The organism is Fervidicella metallireducens AeB (genome assembly GCF_000601455.1).
GTDB lineage: Bacteria > Bacillota > Clostridia > Clostridiales > Caloramatoraceae > Fervidicella > Fervidicella metallireducens.
The window spans coordinates 1-19,348 of record NZ_AZQP01000044.1 but is presented as its reverse complement, the minus strand read 5'-3'; the positions used below and the strand labels follow the sequence as shown (position 1 = coordinate 19,348).

Sequence of the window (19,348 nt, the reverse complement as noted above, 5' to 3'; positions counted from 1 at the left end):
ATAAAATCTGATGCTGCAGCTTTTAATTGGAAAAAATTAGCTAGTATTTAGTTCATTTCTATTGAAATTATTTAAATTTTTTAATAAAATATTATTATTGACTCAACTTTTAAAATTAAGGGGATGGGAAAATGAAGGTACGTAAGGCGGTTATTCCTGCAGCTGGCCTTGGAACACGTTTTTTACCAGCAACAAAGGCACAGCCAAAGGAAATGCTTCCAATAGTTGATAAACCAACAATCCAATATATAATTGAGGAAGCAGTTGCCTCAGGAATAGAAGAGATATTAATAATAACAGGAAGAAGTAAAAGGGCAATAGAGGATCATTTTGATAAGTCCATTGAGCTTGAAATGGAGTTAAAGTCAAAGAAAAAGGACGATCTTCTTGAAATGGTTAATGATATTTCAAACCTTGCCCAGATACACTATATCCGTCAAAAGGAGCCAAAGGGACTTGGTCATGCAATTCTTTGTGCTAAGACCTTTGTTGGAGATGAGCCCTTTGCTGTTATGCTGGGAGACGATATAGTTGACAACGATGAATATCCATGTTTAAAACAGCTTATAGATATTTACAGTGAATACAAGACAACTGTACTTGGGGTACAGGAGGTTCCAATATCCGATGTAAACAAATATGGTATAGTAAAGGGAATGCATATTGAAAATGGAGTATATAAGGTTAAGGATCTTGTTGAAAAACCAGATGCAGATAAGGCTCCATCAAATGTTGCTATCCTTGGAAGGTATATTATAACTCCTAAGATATTTGAAATACTTGAAAATACTAAGCCAGGTAAGGGAGGAGAAATTCAGCTTACCGACGCCCTTAAGGAACTTGTAAATTCAGAAGCAATGTATGCATATAATTTTAAGGGAAAAAGATACGATGTTGGGGATAAGCTTGGATTTCTTCAGGCTACAGTAGAATATGCTCTTAAAAGGGATGAATTAAGGGGAGATTTTTTAATGTATCTTGAAAATCTTCTGTCCACTAGAGAGTTTGTAAGGTCTGAGGAGGAAGCCGCCCTTACAAAATAAAAAGGATATATTAGCCGCTGCTGTGCAGCGGTTTTAGTATGGAGGGGAAATATGGATTATAGAGTAAAATATGAGAAGTGGCTTGATTTTGATGAAGAAACAAAAAAAGAGCTTTTAGGTCTTGATGAAAAGGAAATAGAGGAAAGATTTTATAAAGAGCTTGAGTTTGGAACAGGGGGGCTCAGGGGGGTTATTGGGGCAGGAACAAACAGAATGAATGTTTATACCGTAAGAAGGGCTACTCAGGGCCTTGCAAATTATATTTTAAATTGTGGAGCTGAAAACCCTTCAGTTGCAATAGCCTATGACTCTAGGTTATTCAGTGATGTTTTTTCAAGGGAAGCAGCTTTAGTTTTAAATGCCAATGGAATAAAAACATATGTATATAAGGAGTTAAGACCAACTCCAATGTTGTCCTTTGCTGTCAGAAGGCTTAAAGCAACAGCAGGGATAGTTATAACTGCAAGCCATAATCCTAAGGAGTATAATGGGTATAAGGTTTATTGGAGTGATGGAGGACAGATAACTGAGGAACATGCAGAGGGAATATTAAATGAAATAAGTAAGATAGATTATGAAGATATAAAGACAATGGATTTTGACAAGGCTGTTTTTGATGGTTTGTATAGGGTAATTAATGATAAGGTTGAGGATGAATACATAGAGCTTGTTAAGGGCCTTGCAATTAATAAATGTGCCATTGTTGAAATGGGAAAGGAACTAAAGGTTATATATACTCCACTTCATGGAACAGGAAATATACCAGTTAGAAGGGTTCTAAATGAGCTTGGGTTTGAAAATGTTTATGTTGTTAAGGAGCAGGAAAAACCAGATAGCAGTTTTTCTACTGTTAAATATCCTAATCCTGAGGAGCCTGAGGTTTTTACAAGGGCAATAGAGATGGCAAAGGAGAAGGGTGCAGATTTAATATTAGGAACTGACCCTGATTGTGATAGAGTTGGAGTTGTTGTTAAAAATAATGAGGGTAAATATGTTGTTTTAACAGGAAATCAGACAGGAGCCCTTTTAACACACTATATTTTAAGTCAGCTGCAAAGGGCAGAAAAGATGCCTGAAAATCCAGTTGTTGTTAAAACAGTTGTTACAACTGAGCTGGCTGCTAAGATTTGTGAAGATTTTGGTGTAGAGATAGTGGATGTTTTAACTGGCTTTAAGTATATTGGTGAGAAGATAAAAGAGTTTGAGGAAAACGGGGATAAAAACTATGTCTTTGGTTTTGAAGAAAGCTATGGTTATTTAGCTGGAACCTTTGTAAGGGATAAGGATGCTGTTGTTGCTTCTTCTTTGATATGTGAGATGGCAGCATATTATAAATCAAGGGGTATGTCTTTATATGATGGTATATTAGAGATATATGAAAAATACGGATATTTTAAAGAGGATTTAAAGTCCATTACCCTTAAGGGAATTGAGGGAAGCCAAAGGATTATTGAAATAATGGATATGCTTCGAAACAATCCACCTTTAAGTGTTTCTGGTATAAGAGTGGTAAAATCCAAGGATTATCTTCAGAGGATTGAAAGAAACTTTATAACTTCAGAAAGACATGATATAAATCTTCCAAAATCCAATGTAATTCAGCTTGTTTTAGAGGACGGAGGAATAGTTACAGCCAGACCTTCAGGTACAGAACCAAAGATTAAATTCTATTTTGCAACTGCTGGTAAGAGCCTTGAAGATGCTGAGGATAAGATTGAAAAAATGAAGGCTGAAATTTTAGATTTGATAAAATAAATGCTAAAGGAGAATTGGTGTTATGAATATATTTGTAACTGGTGGAGCGGGATATATAGGGAGTCATACCTGTGTGGCACTTCTTGAGGCTGGTCATTCTGTTGTTGTTGCCGACAACCTTTGTAACAGCAAGGAAGAGACGATAGACAGAATAAAGGAAATTACAGGGAAGGATGTTGTTTTTTATAAAGCGGATGTAACGGATGAAGCTGCAGTTGATGATATCTTTTCAAAACATAAGATAGATGGAGTTATTCATTTTGCAGGCCTTAAGGCTGTTGGTGAGTCAGTTGAAAAACCTTTAGAGTATTATTATAATAATCTTGTTGCAACTATGGTTGTTTCTAAGGTTTGTAAAAAATATGGAGTTAATAAGTTTGTTTTCAGTTCATCTGCAACGGTTTATGGAGATAATGAGGTGCCCTTTGTTGAAACTATGAAACTTCTGCCAACTACTAATCCCTATGGAGAAACTAAGGCAATGAGTGAGAGAATATTAACTGACATTGCAAAGGCAAATAAGGATTTTTCAGTGGCACTTTTAAGATATTTTAATCCCGTTGGTGCCCATGAGAGCGGTTTAATTGGAGAAGATCCTAATGGAATTCCTAATAATCTTATGCCCTTTATTACAAAGGTTGCAAAGGGAAAGTTAAATAAACTTCGTGTTTTTGGAAATGATTATCCAACAGTTGATGGTACTGGAGTTCGTGATTTCATCCATGTTATGGATTTAGCAGAGGGACATGTTGCGGCTTTAGATAAATTAACTGCCGGTGTTCATATTTATAACCTTGGTACAGGACAGGGCACATCTGTTTTACAGCTTCTTGATGCCTTTGAAAGGGCAAATAATATTAAGGTTCCATATGAAATAGTGGATAGAAGACCTGGGGACATTGCAACCTGCTATGCAGATGCAACAAAGGCTAGGATTGAGCTTAACTGGGTTGCAAAAAGAGGAATTTTTGAAATGTGTCGTGACGCATGGAATTTTGAAAAAAATCAATAAAATATTAAATCCCCATTTTATGGGATTTATATATGCAGGGGAGAAGTTTTATGTCTGAGTTTTTACTAGGTTTAAAGCCTTATTTAGATGTACATGTAATTGTAATATTAGCTGCTATGCTCCCAATTATTGAGCTAAGAGGGGCAATACCATTTGGTATAGCACTGGGGTTAAATCCTTTAAGTGCAACAGCACTTTCGATTTTAGGAAGTACTATTCCTGTTCCGTTTATTTTTTTTGGAGCAAGGCCTGTTATAAATTATCTTATGAAAACAAAGCTTTTTAAAAACAAAGCAGGAAGGATAATAGACAGGACAATCAGAAAAAGCGGTGGAGTTAAGAAATATGGTTTTTTAGGGCTTTTACTTTTTGTTGGGATTCCTCTTCCTGGAACTGGAGCATGGACAGGGACTTTGGCAGGTGACCTTCTTGGTATGAGGTTTAAAAGGGTTTTCTCTGCTGTGTTTTTAGGAAATGTTCTTGCAGGAATTATAGTTTATTTAATAAGCTATGCAGCAATCAGCTCCATAAGGTTTTTTTAATTGTTATCAGGCAGTTGATGTAATATAATAGTCTTTAGATGGAGGTGTTTTTGGTGGAGGAAAGGCAATTTAACCTATTAGTTGAAGCAATTAACGGATTAACTACAGAGTTCAGCTCCTTTAGAAAAGAAGTGAATGAAAGATTTGATAAAGTAGAGCAGAGATTAGAGAATGTTGAAACAAGGCTGGATAGGGTAGAGCAGAGATTAGAGACTGTTGAAACAAGGCTGGATAGGGTAGAGCAGAGATTAGAAGCAGTAGAAGAAAGAATAGACAAAGTAGAACAAAGGTTAGAGAATGTTGAAATTCAGGTTTCTGAGGTTAAAGAAGATGTAAAGATGCTCATTAAGAGACAGTATGAAGCAGTTGAAGAATTGAAAGCATCATATGATATTACTGTTGTAAAGTTGGAAGAAGAACTTGGCAGTATCAAGTTAGATGTTAATCTTTTAAATATAAAAGTTGCCAAGAACTCAATAGAACTGGCAAGGTTAAGCGAACTTGAAAAGAAAGGTCATAGTGTGTAAACCCCATAAGGGGTTTATTTTTTTATATAAAATTTAATGAATTTTAATACACTTAAAATTTTTATTAAAGATTGATTAAAGTTAAAAGTCATTTGTTGTACTGACTTCTTTCATGGTATATAATGATGATAAATGATAGATTTTCGGGGGTGGTAGGTTGATAAGACGAATTGCGGCAATGTTTTTGTTAATATTTTTCACTTTTTCTACAATAACCTTTGCCTTTAATGAAGATGTTTATTACAATGACATAAAGGTTGGACTTGAAAATATGATGTCAAACTCAATTAATGTAGAGTTAAATGGAGATTATATATCAGGCGGTGTTCTATATAAAAAAGGGACAAGCTTTGTAATAAGTATCTTAAATGGTAAAGTAAGTTTTAATAACACATTATACGACAACATCAGCTTTACTCCCGTGGATAATTCTAGCACAATGAGACTGATAGTTGGAATAAAGAGGTACAACTTTAAGGGACAGTTAGATTTTGTTGTCAAAGGAGACATGATTCTTCCAATAAACACAATAAACATAGAAGAGTATCTAAATGGTGTTGTTGGGTATGAGATGTCAAATTCTTATCCATTAGAAGCATTAAAAGCTCAGGCAGTTGCTGCAAGAAACTATGCCTCTCTCAGATAGGCAGACATAGAAGCAGTGGATATGATGTTTGTGATGGAACCCATTGTCAGGTATACAGGGGATATAACGAAGGATATGATAAGGTTATAAAAGCAGTTGAAGAAACCAGGGGAGTTATTTTGGTTTATGGAAACAGCCTGGTTAACACTTATTATTCAGCAAGTAATGGAGGTTATACAGAATCCAGTGAAAATGCCTGGGGTGGAAGGGTTGACTATTTAAAAAGTTTTAAAGATGATATAGATAACGATAGTTGGCCCTATGGAGATAGAAAATTAACTAAATCTGAAATAGACATGATTTTAAAATCTAAGGGATATTTAAGTTTAAATCAGAGTCTTACTGATATCAAAATATCTGGAACATTTACAAGTGGAAGGGTAAAGGAAATTACAATAAAATATATTGACGTTGACAATGTTGAAAAGGAAAAGAAGTTTTCTGTAAACGATAACGTTCGTTCCTTCTTTGCTGTAACAAGTAAAAATCAGGATATAAAAACTAAGTATCCAGAATTTTTCAATCTTTTCAACAACAGTGTTTTATTTTCAGCAAACTTTCCTCTTTTAGCAGGAAAACAGGTAAATACTGAGCTTAAGGATGTATACACTGGTTTTCCAAGTGCTCTCTTTACGTTTACCTATGATGACAAAACCTCAACCTATACCTTTTCAGGTAAGGGCTATGGCCATGGTATTGGTATGAGTCAAAAGGGGGCAAAGTATAGGGCTGAAAGAGGGGCTTCCTTTGAGGATATATTAAAGTTTTATTATGTTGGAACAAGCTTAAAGCAGCTTAATACCTATGTAAAGACCTTTAGTTTAACAAATAGTTATGCTTTAGTTGGGGATAGCATAGGAACAAATATTTCAATAGTTGGAGATTCAAATAGACTCCTTTATAAATATATAGTTGAGAAATCAGGGGAGAAGGTTTTTACAGGAGAATACACAAATAGTTCTGCATTTTCATTTTCTCCAACTTCAACAGGTGAATACAGCATAAATCTATATGTTAAGGATATTGCTTCTAACAGGGAATATGATGATTTGAAAACTTCTAAGCTTTCAGTATATATTCCGCCAAAGATAAATAAGGTGACAGTAAATCAAGAGTCACAGTATGCAGGAAAGGCAGTTGTGATAAACACAGGGGTTTCTGGTGGAAGTTCAAAGGGAATAGATTATAAATATGAGGTAATTTTAAATGATAAAGTCCTCTATACAACTGGGTATATTTCTAATTCTCAATTTACCTATACACCAGCCTTTGAGGGTGATTATACAGTTAATGTATATATAAAGGACAGGGCAAATAACAAGGATTTTGATGATTTTAACAGTGCTTCCTTTTCTGCCAAAATCTTTGTTGATACTTCAAGGGGAGGGACCTCAGGTTCCTATATTAATAAGAAACTGGTATTAAAAAGAACACTAAAGAAGGGATTAACGGGAGAGGATGTTAAATATCTTCAGCAGGCTCTTCTGGATTTAGGCTATAACATTGGTACTTCAAAACCAACTGGATTATTCGGAAATGGAACCCATAATGCAGTGGTTAGTTTTCAGAAGAAAAACAAACTTCCTTCATATGGAATAGTTGCCAGTGCTACAGTTGATGCAATAAACAAAAGTCTTTCAGCAAAATACAAAGCTCCCCAAAGCCCATCAAGGGGACAGTTACTAGCTGCTCTGAGACTAACCTATAAAAGGACCCTTATTTCTGGAAGTAAGGGTGAGGATGTTAAAAAGCTTCAGAACGCCCTTAAATTTTTAAAGTATTCTGTTGATGTAACTGGAGTGTATGACAAGAAAACATATAATGCTGTTATGACCTTCCAGAAAAAGTATAAGATTATGGCGACAGGAAAATTGGATTTAACTACTGTAAATAAAATAAACAGCTTGTTAAAGTAATAAGGGATAGTTAGATATTGATAAATTTAAGAAATGCTGACATTTCAATTTTGAAATGTCAGCATTTCAGTTTGAAATATCTGCAAAGGTTAATATTTCAAATTGAAATACCAGAATTGGTGTTGAGATTTCAATTTTTTCATTTTCTTGAGCTTGTCTTATCATTATCTTAAAGCCGGCTAAATATTGGAAAGAGGGATAATGATGAAGGAGTTAATTATTAAAGCAAGGGAAAATGAAGAGATAAAGTTAAAGATTTTAAAGGACTTTGAGCCTCTTATTAAAAAATCATTGAAAATGTATTTAAAGGATATGTCTCATTTTAATGATGGAATGCAGGAGGGTTATTTAACTGTGCTAAAATGTATTTATACATACGAAACAAGCTCTAACTGTCCCTTTCCTGCCTATGTTAAAAGGGCGGTAATTTACTCTATAAGGGATTTTGCAAAAAAGCTAAAATGTGAAGTCAGTCTGGATGAAGCTATAAATGAGGATGGAGGAACCCTTTTAGATATTCTTCCTGGTGATGTTGATATTGAAGGAGATAATATACACAAGGAGGATTTAGTAAGACTTAAAGAAGCAATAAATATGCTTTCAGAAAAACAGAGGGAAGTTATTGAGGATTATTTCTTTAAAAATAAATCTATGGTTGATATATGCAAGGGAAAAAGATGTCATTATATGGCGGTATCAGGACTTAAGGAGAGGGCAGTGAAAAAACTCAGGGAATATATGGAGGGATAGCTTTTTTAGTTGTAAACAAATTTTGTACATTGGGAAATTCCCTTGAAATTATATTAGATAAGTGTTATTTTTATGTATAAGGTGTATAATTTTGTATGTCTTTTTATAAAGGCTTTAGGAGGTATAATCTTGAATAGGAATAATACATACAGTGACGGTTTTATCAATATTTTAACCTACGTAATACTTTTCTTGTTTGCTTTTATTCCCTTTAGAGAGCTTTTGGCCCTGTATATTTCCCCAGCTATTAAGTTAATTCCTGATATCCTTGTGATAGGGTTGTTTTTGTATGAGTTTTTCAGATATAAGGGATTTAAAAAAATAAACGGAATCGATTTGTCATATGCACTTTTTCTGGCAGTAGCCTTTATAAGTACAATGCTTAATAAAGTTGGGATAAAATCTTTTTTAGTAGAAGCTAGAAGTATTTCAGTTTTATATTTGGTTTATTTTCTTTTAAGGGATAAAAACCTTCCAAGGGAGATGTTTTTTAAGCTTAGAAGTGTTCTGATTGTTGATATGTATGTACTTGTAATATGTTCTTTAGTTGAAAAGCTCTCCAGTAAGATGTGGCTTTTCCCATATCAGTGGTACTTTGGAAGACCCTTTGGAAGCAACCTTCCCAGAGTATATAGTTTTTTCAATAATCCTAATACCTTTGGAGCCTTTATTATTCTGTCAATAATAACTATGATGGTTTATGATGTGAAATATGAAAAAACCAGTAAGCTTTTTTATTTTACGTCTTTTTTAGGACTTGCATTAACTGTTTCAAGAAGTTCAATTTTGGCATTATTTATTGCTTTTGTTATTTTGGCCTTTGTAATCAAAGATAAAAAATTTAAGGCAACGGTTTTAATTCTTTTAGTTTTATCTATACCCTGTTATCTAGCTGTAGATTTTGCTGCAAGTAAAATAAATCTTAACATGCAGAGAAACAATTTATTAGACAGGTTTGGTGAGATGGCTGGAGATAAAATATATGAAAACAGCAGCGAAGATGGAAGAATTTACTCCGTTAAAACAGGAATTAAAGTTTTCAGTGAACATAAGCTCTTAGGATCTGGATTTGGAACCTATGGAGATGCTGCAAGTTTAATACTTGGTTCTCCGATTTATGAAAAATATGGTATAAGAGAGAACTTTTATTCCGATAATGAATATATAAAGGTTATTGCGGAAACGGGTGTAATAGGTACTCTTTCTTATGCTTTATTTATAATTTCAATTATTTTTGCAACCTATAAAAAAAGAAATGTATTAACCTTTACCTTATTGGTTATGCTCTTGTTTATGGGATTATTTTACAACATATTTGAAATTCAAATTATTTCACTATTCTTTTGGTTCTGGTTTGGTTTTAGACTGGATGAAAATGGCAGAACCAATATAATAACATCCACCAGTATGTTTTAGAGGTGAGAAAAATGATAAAATATTTTATAATTTTTGTAATTGCTGCAGTAATTTCCTTTGCAGCAACACCCTTCGTAAAAAAGCTGGCATTCAGACTGAATGCAATAGATGTTCCAAACAGTGAAAGAAGGGTACATAAAAAGCCAATCCCAAGGATGGGAGGCCTTGCAATGTACATATCCTTTGTCATTGTAAGCCTTGGTTTTTACGGCGCCAATAAGCAGGTTATAGGAATAATAATTGGTGCTACAATTCTTGTTGTGATGGGTATAATCGATGACAGAAGGGAGCTTCCACCACTATATAAGCTTATAGCCCAGATTGCTGCTGGAGTGGTTTTGATAATTTTTGGAATAACAGTTAAGAGCATAACAGTTCCATTTATGAATGAATATCTTTATATTGGATATTGGGGAATACCAATAACGCTGGTTTGGGTTGTAGGAATCACCAACGCAATTAACCTCATAGATGGACTTGATGGACTTGCATGCGGGATAAGCTTTATATCATCCACAACTCTTTTTTGTGTTGCACTTATAAGCCAAAGAGATGTTGCAATTATACTGACACTTATATTATCAGGTGCATGTCTAGGATTTTTGTACTATAACTTTAATCCTGCAAGTATTTTTATGGGGGACACAGGTTCTCAGTTCTTAGGCTTTGTTTTAGCTGCTATTTCAATTCAGGGAGCTATAAAATCAGTGACAACAGTTGCTGTTGTTGTTCCTATATTAGCAATAGGTCTTCCAATATATGATACTTTATTTGCAATGCTGAGAAGAAAGCTTAACAATAAACCTATGATGTCTGCTGACAGGGGACATCTTCATCATAAGCTTCTTGACAGGGGGCTTAGTCAAAAAAGAACAGTTATACTTATGTATATAATAAGTATGATTATGGGGCTTTTATCAATAATAGCTATGATTCTTCCAACAAAGACATCCTTTATGCTTTTTATGTTTGTTTGTCTTTTTGCCTATGTATTTGGAAGAAAGATTGGTATTTTGAGGCAGGAGTAATGATTGATAAAAATATAACAGATTTTGACTTTAAAAATTTGATTAAATAATCTATAATGTTAGGGTAACAAATTTGCATAGTATAAAATTATACAAGCAAAGGATAGGAGAGATACAATGGAAAATACAGTTATTAAGAATGAATATAAAAATGTAGCTGTCTTTGGACAAGGCTTTGTGGGACTTCCTCTATCTTTAAGTTTTTCCTTCAGAGGATGTAACGTTTACGGTGTAGATGTTATAAAACCATTAGTTGATGATATTAATGCTGGTATTACACACCACACAGAGGAGTTTGAAGGTAAGGGAATAAGACAGATTCTAAATGAAGAACTTCAATCAGGAAGATATAGAGCAACCTGTGATATGGAATATGCTCTTAAAAACTGCAACAACATTATAGTAACAGTTGGTATTCCAATAAAGAATGGAAAGCACGATATATCAGATCTTGTTGAGTGCTGTACTGGAATTGGAAGAAACCTTAAGAAGAATGATTTAGTTGTAATTAGAAGTACAGTAATTCCTGGAACAACTGAAGATGTAATCCTTCCAATTTTAGAAAGAGAATCAGGAATGAAGGCTGGAGAAGATTTTTACCTTGGTTATTCATCAGAAAGAATTGCTGAGGGTAATGCCTTTAATGAATTTGCGTACATGCCAACAATAGTTGGAGGTATAAATAAGATTAGTGCAGAGAAAACAAAGGAACTTTTATCTATAGTTTGTAAAACTGATGTTATAATTGCAAGTGATATTAAGGTTGTTGAAACTGCTAAGGTTTTTGAAAACGTTCAAAGGGATGTTAACATTGCAATGGTTCAGGAGTTTGCAAGATTTGCAGAAGCCCTTGGAATAGATACAAATGAAGTTATAAGAGTTGCTAATACTCATAAGAGGGTTAACCTTTTAATTCCAGGACCAGGAGTTGGAGGATATTGTATTCCAAATGCATATCACTATCTTGCTCCAAAGGCAGAGGAACTTGGAGTTGGTTTAGATTTATTAAAGCTTTCAAGATCTAAGAACGCTGAACTTCCAAATGTAATGGTTTCAATGTTTGAGAATGAGCTTAAAAAGGCAGGTAAGAGCCTTGAAGGAATAAAGGTTGCAGTTTTAGGTATTGCAATGAAGGATTACTCAAATGATGACAGAATAAGTCCTCCAATTGAAATTGTGAAGATTTTAAAGTCTAAGGGGGCTAAGGTTGCAGCGTATGATCCTGCTGTTCCAACTGAATATGACTTTAAGGTATCAAGCCTTGAAGAAGCAATTGAAGGTGCAGATGGAGTTGTAGTTCTTGCTAAGCAGAAGGAATTTGATACTATTAAGGCAGATTATTTAACTTCAAAGTTAAACTCAAAGAGTGTAATTTTTGATACAAGAAATCTTTTTGCAGATATAAAAGATGAGCTTACTGCAAAGGGAATATTATTTAAGACAATATAGTGTGAAATAAATGTTAGGTGTGTGGAAATATTTCACGCACCTATTTCATCTGTAATGGAGGGTTTTTATGAATGTACTTCATTTAATAAGCGGAGGAGAGGCTGGAGGTTCAAGAAAACATCTTCTTCTTTTAGCTGAGAATATGCAAAAAACCGGAGTTAAAACTATTGTTGCTTGTTTTATTGAGGGTAAGCTTTATTATGAGGCAAAGGAGCTTGGAATAGATATAAGGCTGATAAAGCAGGAGAAAAGATTTGACCTTAGTGTTGTTGAAAGGTTGAAAAAGCTTTGTCATGAAGAAAAAATAGATGTGGTTAACTGCCATGGAGGAAGGGCAAATTTCCTTGGGTATTTTTTAATGAAAAAGTATAAGTCAGCAAAATATATAACAACACTTCACAGCGATTACAGGGAAGACTATAAGGGAAATAAATATAAAACCCTTGTTTACAGCAACATAAACAAGTTTGTGCTGAAGCATTTTGATGGGTATGTTAACGTTTCTGAGGCATTAAGTGAGCTATTACTTAAAAGGGGATTTAAAAAGGAAAAGGTATTTTTAATAAATAATGGCATTGATTTTAATGCTGAAAGAGTTAACCCTAGAAGGGAAGATGTAATTGAAAAATATAACCTGAAAAAAGCAGGACACTATGTTTCAATAGTTGCAAGGATGCATAAGGTTAAGGGGCACAGGGTATTTTTAGATGCCTGTACTGAGGTTTTAAAGAGTTTTAAAGATGTTGTATTTATACTTGTTGGTGATGGTGTGTTGATGGATGAGATGATAAGCTATTCAAAGGAAAAGGGTATATATGAAAATACCGCCTTTGTTGGGTTTAAAAACCCTGCTGAGTTCTTTGCAATTTCTGATTTTACGGTTTTATCATCATATACAGAAGGTTTTCCAATAACTCTTTTAGAATCTGCAATGTATCATAAGACTATGGTTTCAACTGAGGTTGGAGGTATACCAAAGCTTATTGAGGACGGATATAATGGCTACCTTGTGCCAGTTGGGGACAGTTTAAAAATGGCAGAAAAAATCCTTGATTTACTAGAGGATGAAAATAAAGCTGTTATCTTTGGTGAAAGACTAAATGAGAAGGCAAGAAAAGAGTATTCCATTGAGAGCTTTGTTGATGGATATTTAAAAATTTATAACACTGTTTTGTCTGGAGGAAAGTAAGATGGAGAAGGAAAATTATTTAGGTGTAGATGTCTGTAAAACCGATATGGAAGGTGTTTTAGATGAAATAGATGAGATTGTCAGAGAAAGAAGGCCTTCATTTATTGTTGCTATTAATCCTGAGAAAATAATGAAGGCAATTAAGGATGAAAAGCTGAAAAACCTTTTAAACAGTGCGGCTATACAGATTGCCGATGGGGTTGGAGTGGTTATAGCTTCTAAGTTAAAAGGAGGGAAGATTAAATCAAGGGTTACAGGAATTGATTTAATGCAGAATATCTGTAAAAGATCTGCAGAAAAGGGATACAGAGTTTTTCTTCTAGGTGCAAAACCTGGGGTTGCTGAAAGAGCTGCAGAAATTTTACGTGAAAGATATAAAGGAATAAATATTGTTGGTATCAGAGATGGATATTTTAAGGATGAAAATGAACTCCTTGGATACATTGAAGATAAAAATCCAGATGTTATGTTTGTTGCTATGGGAAGCCCTGCCCAGGAGCTTTTCATAACCCGAAATATGGACAGACTTAAAATTCCTGTTTCTATGGGAGTTGGAGGAAGTTATGATGTTATCTGCGGTAATATTCCAAGGGCTCCAAAATGGATGTGCAGTATGGGACTGGAATGGCTCTTCAGACTTATTAAGGAACCATGGAGATATAAGAGAATGATGGTTCTGCCACTTTTCTTTGTTAAGGTATTATTTAATAAAGATAAATCCTGATATTTTGTTCTAAGTTTATGTTGAGAAAGGAGACATAAGATGTCTAAAGTTAAGGAGGAAAATTTTCAAAGAGCCACGGCAGTTGTAATGGTTACTTTGTTTTTAAGTAGAATACTTGGCTTTGTCAGGGAAATGATAATAGCTAAAATATATGGCAGGGGAATTGAAACTGACGCTTTTTTTGCTGCCTTTACAATACCGGATATGATGTTTGACTACTTATAGCTGGGGCTTTAAGTTCGGGTTTTATGCCTGTTTTTACTCAGTTTATAGCAAAGGATGAAGAGGATAAGGCATGGAGTGCGGCAAATACTTTTATTACAGTAGGCTTATTATTCGTTCTTCTTTTTAATTTATTTGGAATAACATTTACTAAATATCTGGTTCCACTTGTTGCAAGTGGTATGACTGAATCTCCAGAGAAGTTTAACCTTACTGTAAGGCTTACAAGGGTTATGTTTTCAGCAATAACCTTTACAGTTATGGGAGGTTTTTTAAAGGGGATATTAAATTCGTATAAATTATTTACGGCACCGGCTTTAGGTCCTGTTTTATACAATATAGGTATGATACTTGGTGCTCTGCTTCTTGGAAAAACCTTTGGAATTTATGGTATGGCAATTGGGGTTATAATAGGGCATTTTTGAACTTTGCAGTTCAGATTCCTGATTTTTCAAAGGTAGGGAAAAGATTCAGGTTTAAGATAGACATGAAGGATGAAGGTTTCAGGCAGATGATGATTTTAATGGTTCCTGGAATCATAGGTCTATCAGTTTCACAGATTAACTATGTTGTAAATCAGAACATAGCTTCACAGCTTGATACAGGAAGTATTACTGCTTTAAGATATGCATACAGGGTTATGCTTCTGCCACTTGGTATTTTTGCCATGAGTCTTGCTACAACAATATTTCCAAAGCTTAATACCCATGTATCAAGAAATGAAATGGATGAGTACAAAAAGACTTTTTCAATGGGTATAAGAACAGTAATGTTTATTACTATTCCTTCTATGGTAGGGCTTTTGGTCTTAAGTTCACCCATTATAAGGCTTTTATTTAAAACAGGAAAATTTACAGAGGCAGACGTAAAGGTTACAGCCTTTGCCCTTGCTTTTTATAGTTTTGGTTTATTAGGACAATCAGCAGTTCAGATAATAACCAGAGGATTTTATTCGATTAAAGATACTAAAACACCACTTAAGATTGGAGTTTTAACTGTTGCTATTAATATAACACTGAACTTGATTTTTGTAAAAAGCAGCAGTCTTGCTGTTGGAGGTATAGCTTTATCACATTCAATAACGACTTTCATAAATATGTATTTGCTATATAGAAGTTTAAGCAAAAAGGTTAATGGATTAAGAACAAGGGAAACTGTAGTTTCATGTGCTAAATCTGCAGTCTCAGCGGCAGCGATGGGAGTTGTTGTGTATTTTGTTTCTGGCTTTATGGAAGCTCGTTTTGGAATAGAATCAAAAACAGCTCAGCTTTTAGATGTAGGTTCTGCAATTGTAATCGGAGGTACAGTTTATTTCTTAGTTGCTTATCTTCTAAGGATGAGTGAAATGCAGTACGTTGTTGATACTTTAAAGAAAAAGTTTAAAAAATAGTTAATATGTATTAGCTGAAGTAATTTTACACATACTACCTTACAGGAGGTGGTAGGTGTGGAATTTAATAAAGTTCTTCAGGAGAGACATAGCGTTAGAAATTTTGAAAGCCAACATATTTCAGAGGATAAGATGAGAAGGATTCTTGAGGCTGCAAGGCTTGCACCATCCTGGACTAATGAGCAGTGCTGGAGGTTTGTTGTTGTAGAGGATAGTGAAATTAGAGGAAGAATAGTTAATGCAGTACCTGATAGTAATCCAGCTAAAAATGCTTTAAAGGAAGCACCTGTAATAGTTGTTTTATGTGCTGACCCTGATAAATCCGGAGATGTTGCTATGAAGGAATATTATATGGTTGATGCTGGAATAGCTATGGAGCATCTTGTTCTTGCAGCTGTTAACGAAGGCCTTGGAACCTGCTGGGTAGGGGTTTTCGATGAGGATGAGATCAGGGAGATTTTAGATATTCCAAGAAGATACAGAGTAGTTGCAATGACTCCTATTGGATATCCAGGTAAGCATTCAGATTCCAGGGAAAGAAAACCTTTAACTGATATTGCTTATGAAAATACATGGGAAAATCCAGTGAGATATCTTCATTAAGAAAAGCCACGTTTTTACGTGGCTTTTTGTAAAAATAAATACTGGTAAAATTAAATAAATATTCTAAAAATTAGATAAAGTTTTTGAGTTTTTTGACGATAATTCATTTAGATATTTCATTTTTTAAGGGGGAAGGGTTATATGGAAGCTATCCAAAAAGAGCTGAAAATAATTAACAAAAGGGTATTGGAAATTCACCTGCTTATTTTTGCAATAGTCGCCCTGGGATTTTTTTTGGAGTATAAAAAAGGAAATGTTGAGTTTATTTTTATTCTCATTGTTTTAGGATTTTCTTTTTTGGGACTGATAACATCTTATATTATTTACAAGAAAAAAAATGATTCCACCAGTGTAAAATGGATTTTAATGATAACCTTTGGAATAGCGTATGCAGTAAATTTATTAAAAGCTGAAAATGCAATGACATTTATTTTCCTATTTCCGTATTCTATGATATATACATTGTATGCTGACAAGAAACTATCCTATATCCAGAATACAGCTGCCACAATTTTAGTGGGAGTTTTCGTTGCTCTTAAAATATCCAGGGGGGCAGTTACTAACCTTGATATTTCTAACTATGTTTTGATTGCAGGTACTATTATAATGTATCTACCGGCGGTGTTTTCAGTTGTTACCTTAACGGGAAAGCTAAAGAAGCAAACGGCAGAAAACCTGATTGAAATAGAAAGTAAAGAAAAAGCAATGAGAAGGGCAATGGATAATCTTTTTGAAATTGCCAATTTAGTTAAGAACAATTCATCTGAATTAAATAATATTATTGATGATATTAGTTCTTCAACTATTGCATTCTCAACTGCGGTGGAAGAAATCGCACAAAGTGCTTCAAGTACTGCTACAGAAATCCAGGAAACTAATAATATTGTTGAAAACATAAAGAGAGAGGTAGAAAACACATCACAAGCCTCCATGGAAATTCAGGATTCAACAAATGTTACAATGGGTATAGTTGAAAAGGGGCAGGATATTATTAATAATCTGTCCAGTATGTCTGATGATGTTAAGTTTAATAATAATAGTGTAAGCAAAACAATGGATGGGTTAAAAACAAAATCTGATGATATTGTTAATATTACCAGTGTTATCGCACAAATTTCGGAACAAACAAACCTTCTTGCATTAAATGCAGCAATTGAAGCGGCAAGAGTTGGGGAAGCAGGACGTGGTTTTGCAGTTGTTGCAGATGAAATTAAAAAGCTGGCTCAGGAAAGCAAAAATAATTCAGATAATATTGCAAAAATCATATTTGAATTACAAAGTGAAACCAATTTATCTGTTAAAGCAGTTGGTGAGCTTATAAGAATTAATGAGAAACAGCAGGAGCTTGTTAATGAAGTAAGCAGTATGTTTAAAAGTATAAGTTCAAATATTTCTGAAATTAAGGATAAGACATACAGATTAAATTCAATGATGAAAAATGTAATCCAAGGTATGGCTGGAATAGAAACAGCAGGAGATAATATTGCTGCTGCATCTGAGGAAACAATGGCGAATTCAGAGGAAGCTGCGGCAATGTCAAAGGAACACATAAATCAGGCAGAAATTGCAAGAAAGCTTTCCAATGAACTTCTTGAAGCAATAAAGGGTCTAACAAAAGGAGACAGTTAGAAACTGTTGGAACAGAGATGAACAAATGAAAAGGACACAATGGGACAGTTAGGTGTTGTTGGTAAACATAGTTGAATATAGTTGAACGTGGAATAGCACTTGAACAGCGGCAAACAAAAGGGGACAGTTAGATATTGTTGGGATAGTTCACTGGTTCAGTGGGACAAACATATAGGGACAGTTAAGTCTTGTTGTATTAATAGGACAGGCTGTCCTTTTTTTACCCTCAGGATGTGACTAAATTGTAAACTTTTCTTTTGATATTCACTGGGATCTGACAAAAATGATATAATGAGATGGAATAGACTGACTGAGGAGTGAGAGCATGAGATTTAAGGGAGAGTTATTTGTTATTTTATCTGCAATAGGTTTTGCACTTATGCCTGTTTTTGCAAAATTTTCTTATGCTGCGGTGCCAGTGTTACAACTGTTCTTTCGTTTAGATTTTATTTTGCTTTAATTTTAATCTGGGGATATATTTTTATTCGAAGGATAGATTTTAAACTGAGCAGAAAACAAATTATAATGCTTCTTTTTTTAGGAGGATTTTTTTATTCAGGTTCTGCTATAACACTATTTGCATCATTTAAATACATTTCTGCAGGACTTGCGGATGTTCTTATATTTACCTACCCATCTGGGTATTGATTATCTCAGTTATTGCTTTTAAGGAAAAACTTGAGAGAAAAAAGTTAATTGCCATCATTTTATCTTTTATAGGAACTTTTATATCTGCCTATTCTGGTAATCAGAGTTTCAGTTTTGTTGGAATAGTTCTGGCATTATCTGCAGGGATATTTTATGCTTCTTATGTTGCTTTAATAGGACATGGACAGTTTAAGAATATACATCCTTTGGTGATGACAGGGTATCTTATAATAGGGGCTTCACTATCCTTTACTATATATGGATTATTAATGGGAGATTTTGTTTTAAATATAGAGTATTATGCATGGATTAATATCTTCCTTTTAGGTCTTTTTTCAACTACTATTGCCATCATGATTTTCTGTGCTGGAGCAAAGATAATAGGGACGTCAAAGGCCGCTATAATCAGTACAGTAGAGCCAATGATCACATATTTTTTTGGATTTGTTTTTCTTGGTGAGAAGATAAAAATAAATATGGTTATTGGAGGGTTGATTGTAATATCGGCAATTATTATATTAAATTTAAATAATTTCTTAGTGGAAAATAAATGGGAATAGAGCTGTGGAAAAATTTATATATTGATTAGCTCCATGAAGGATTTCTTGGGCATCCGTTCATTTCGCCAAGCAATTCTAAGCCTTTCTTTGTTTGAAAAAGTCCTACCCTCGGGATGCCATCGTCCTGACGGCCCCTCGGCTCGGCACGTCCTGTGCCGATTTACGGACTTTTCAAAGTCGAAAACCTAAGAATTACTAAAGCTCATGAAATATGCCTTTTTGAAATCCCTTCATGGGGCTTTTTCATACTTTAGCTAATAATTATGTTTATCAACAATCTGAAGCTGTGGAAACACAGC

General features: G+C 34.2%; 19 protein-coding genes and 1 pseudogene. All 20 read left to right on the top strand.

All coding sequences use genetic code 11. The annotated features are described in order from the left end of the window. The first annotated feature begins 131 nt into the window (after positions 1-131). Complete coding sequence (gene galU, locus Q428_RS11620; RefSeq protein ID WP_035381145.1) at positions 132-1,043, top strand: UTP--glucose-1-phosphate uridylyltransferase GalU; 912 nt, start codon at positions 132-134, stop codon at positions 1,041-1,043. 51 nt (positions 1,044-1,094) lie between these two features. After that, on the top strand, positions 1,095-2,798 hold the full coding sequence (locus tag Q428_RS11615) for a phospho-sugar mutase (RefSeq protein WP_035381143.1): 1,704 nt from the start codon (positions 1,095-1,097) through the stop codon (positions 2,796-2,798). Positions 2,799-2,820: 22 nt separating this feature from the next. Beyond that, positions 2,821-3,810, top strand: a complete 990-nt coding sequence (galE, locus tag Q428_RS11610; protein ID WP_035381141.1) for a UDP-glucose 4-epimerase GalE — start codon at positions 2,821-2,823, stop codon at positions 3,808-3,810. A gap of 50 nt (positions 3,811-3,860) precedes the next feature. After that, a complete protein-coding gene (locus Q428_RS11605) occupies positions 3,861-4,352 on the top strand; it encodes a COG2426 family protein (protein WP_035381140.1) in 492 nt (163 codons plus the stop codon). A gap of 53 nt (positions 4,353-4,405) precedes the next feature. Continuing rightward, positions 4,406-4,879: a hypothetical protein gene (locus tag Q428_RS11600; RefSeq protein WP_051515147.1), complete on the top strand. Its 474-nt coding sequence runs from the start codon at positions 4,406-4,408 to the stop codon at positions 4,877-4,879. Positions 4,880-5,036: 157 nt separating this feature from the next. Next, a complete protein-coding gene (locus Q428_RS16430; RefSeq protein WP_035381139.1) occupies positions 5,037-5,525 on the top strand; it encodes a SpoIID/LytB domain-containing protein in 489 nt (162 codons plus the stop codon). Next, positions 5,468-7,441, top strand: coding sequence for a SpoIID/LytB domain-containing protein (locus Q428_RS16425; RefSeq protein WP_341349039.1), 1,974 nt, complete (start codon positions 5,468-5,470; stop codon positions 7,439-7,441). Before Q428_RS16430 ends, Q428_RS16425 begins: the two co-directional genes overlap by 58 nt. Before the next feature lie 204 nt (positions 7,442-7,645). Then, entirely contained in the window at positions 7,646-8,191 is a 546-nt protein-coding gene (locus Q428_RS11585; RefSeq protein ID WP_035381135.1) for a sigma-70 family RNA polymerase sigma factor, read from the top strand. Positions 8,192-8,320: 129 nt separating this feature from the next. Then, positions 8,321-9,607: an O-antigen ligase family protein gene (locus Q428_RS11580; protein ID WP_035381133.1), complete on the top strand. Its 1,287-nt coding sequence runs from the start codon at positions 8,321-8,323 to the stop codon at positions 9,605-9,607. Positions 9,608-9,618: 11 nt separating this feature from the next. Next, positions 9,619-10,635 (top strand): MraY family glycosyltransferase, encoded by a 1,017-nt coding sequence (locus Q428_RS11575; RefSeq protein ID WP_035381131.1) that lies wholly within the window; start codon positions 9,619-9,621, stop codon positions 10,633-10,635. Positions 10,636-10,752: 117 nt separating this feature from the next. After that, positions 10,753-12,084 (top strand): nucleotide sugar dehydrogenase, encoded by a 1,332-nt coding sequence (locus tag Q428_RS11570; RefSeq protein ID WP_051515146.1) that lies wholly within the window; start codon positions 10,753-10,755, stop codon positions 12,082-12,084. A 67-nt stretch (positions 12,085-12,151) separates the two neighbouring features. Then, positions 12,152-13,273, top strand: coding sequence for a glycosyltransferase (locus Q428_RS11565; protein WP_035381129.1), 1,122 nt, complete (start codon positions 12,152-12,154; stop codon positions 13,271-13,273). Between the two features lies 1 nt (position 13,274). Further along, positions 13,275-13,997 carry a WecB/TagA/CpsF family glycosyltransferase gene (locus Q428_RS11560; RefSeq protein ID WP_035381127.1) on the top strand — a complete coding sequence of 241 codons (723 nt, stop codon included), beginning with the start codon at positions 13,275-13,277 and terminating at the stop codon, positions 13,995-13,997. A 39-nt stretch (positions 13,998-14,036) separates the two neighbouring features. Further along, positions 14,037-14,222: a hypothetical protein gene (locus Q428_RS14655; protein WP_051515145.1), complete on the top strand. Its 186-nt coding sequence runs from the start codon at positions 14,037-14,039 to the stop codon at positions 14,220-14,222. Positions 14,223-14,233: 11 nt separating this feature from the next. Further along, positions 14,234-15,609: pseudogene (gene murJ, locus Q428_RS14645) on the top strand (murein biosynthesis integral membrane protein MurJ); the annotation flags it as partial. Positions 15,610-15,666: 57 nt separating this feature from the next. Next, positions 15,667-16,212, top strand: a complete 546-nt coding sequence (locus Q428_RS11550) for a nitroreductase family protein (protein ID WP_035381126.1) — start codon at positions 15,667-15,669, stop codon at positions 16,210-16,212. Positions 16,213-16,353: 141 nt separating this feature from the next. Continuing rightward, positions 16,354-17,841 (top strand): methyl-accepting chemotaxis protein, encoded by a 1,488-nt coding sequence (locus Q428_RS11545; protein WP_035381125.1) that lies wholly within the window; start codon positions 16,354-16,356, stop codon positions 17,839-17,841. Positions 17,842-18,166: 325 nt separating this feature from the next. Then, positions 18,167-18,301, top strand: a complete 135-nt coding sequence (locus Q428_RS16420) for a hypothetical protein (protein WP_278244911.1) — start codon at positions 18,167-18,169, stop codon at positions 18,299-18,301. Further along, entirely contained in the window at positions 18,238-18,489 is a 252-nt protein-coding gene (locus Q428_RS16675) for an EamA family transporter (RefSeq protein WP_423219595.1), read from the top strand. The genes Q428_RS16420 and Q428_RS16675 overlap by 64 nt, the downstream gene beginning before the upstream one ends. Beyond that, positions 18,486-19,049 (top strand): DMT family transporter, encoded by a 564-nt coding sequence (locus tag Q428_RS11540; RefSeq protein WP_035381123.1) that lies wholly within the window; start codon positions 18,486-18,488, stop codon positions 19,047-19,049. The genes Q428_RS16675 and Q428_RS11540 overlap by 4 nt, the downstream gene beginning before the upstream one ends. Positions 19,050-19,348: the final 299 nt, after the last annotated feature.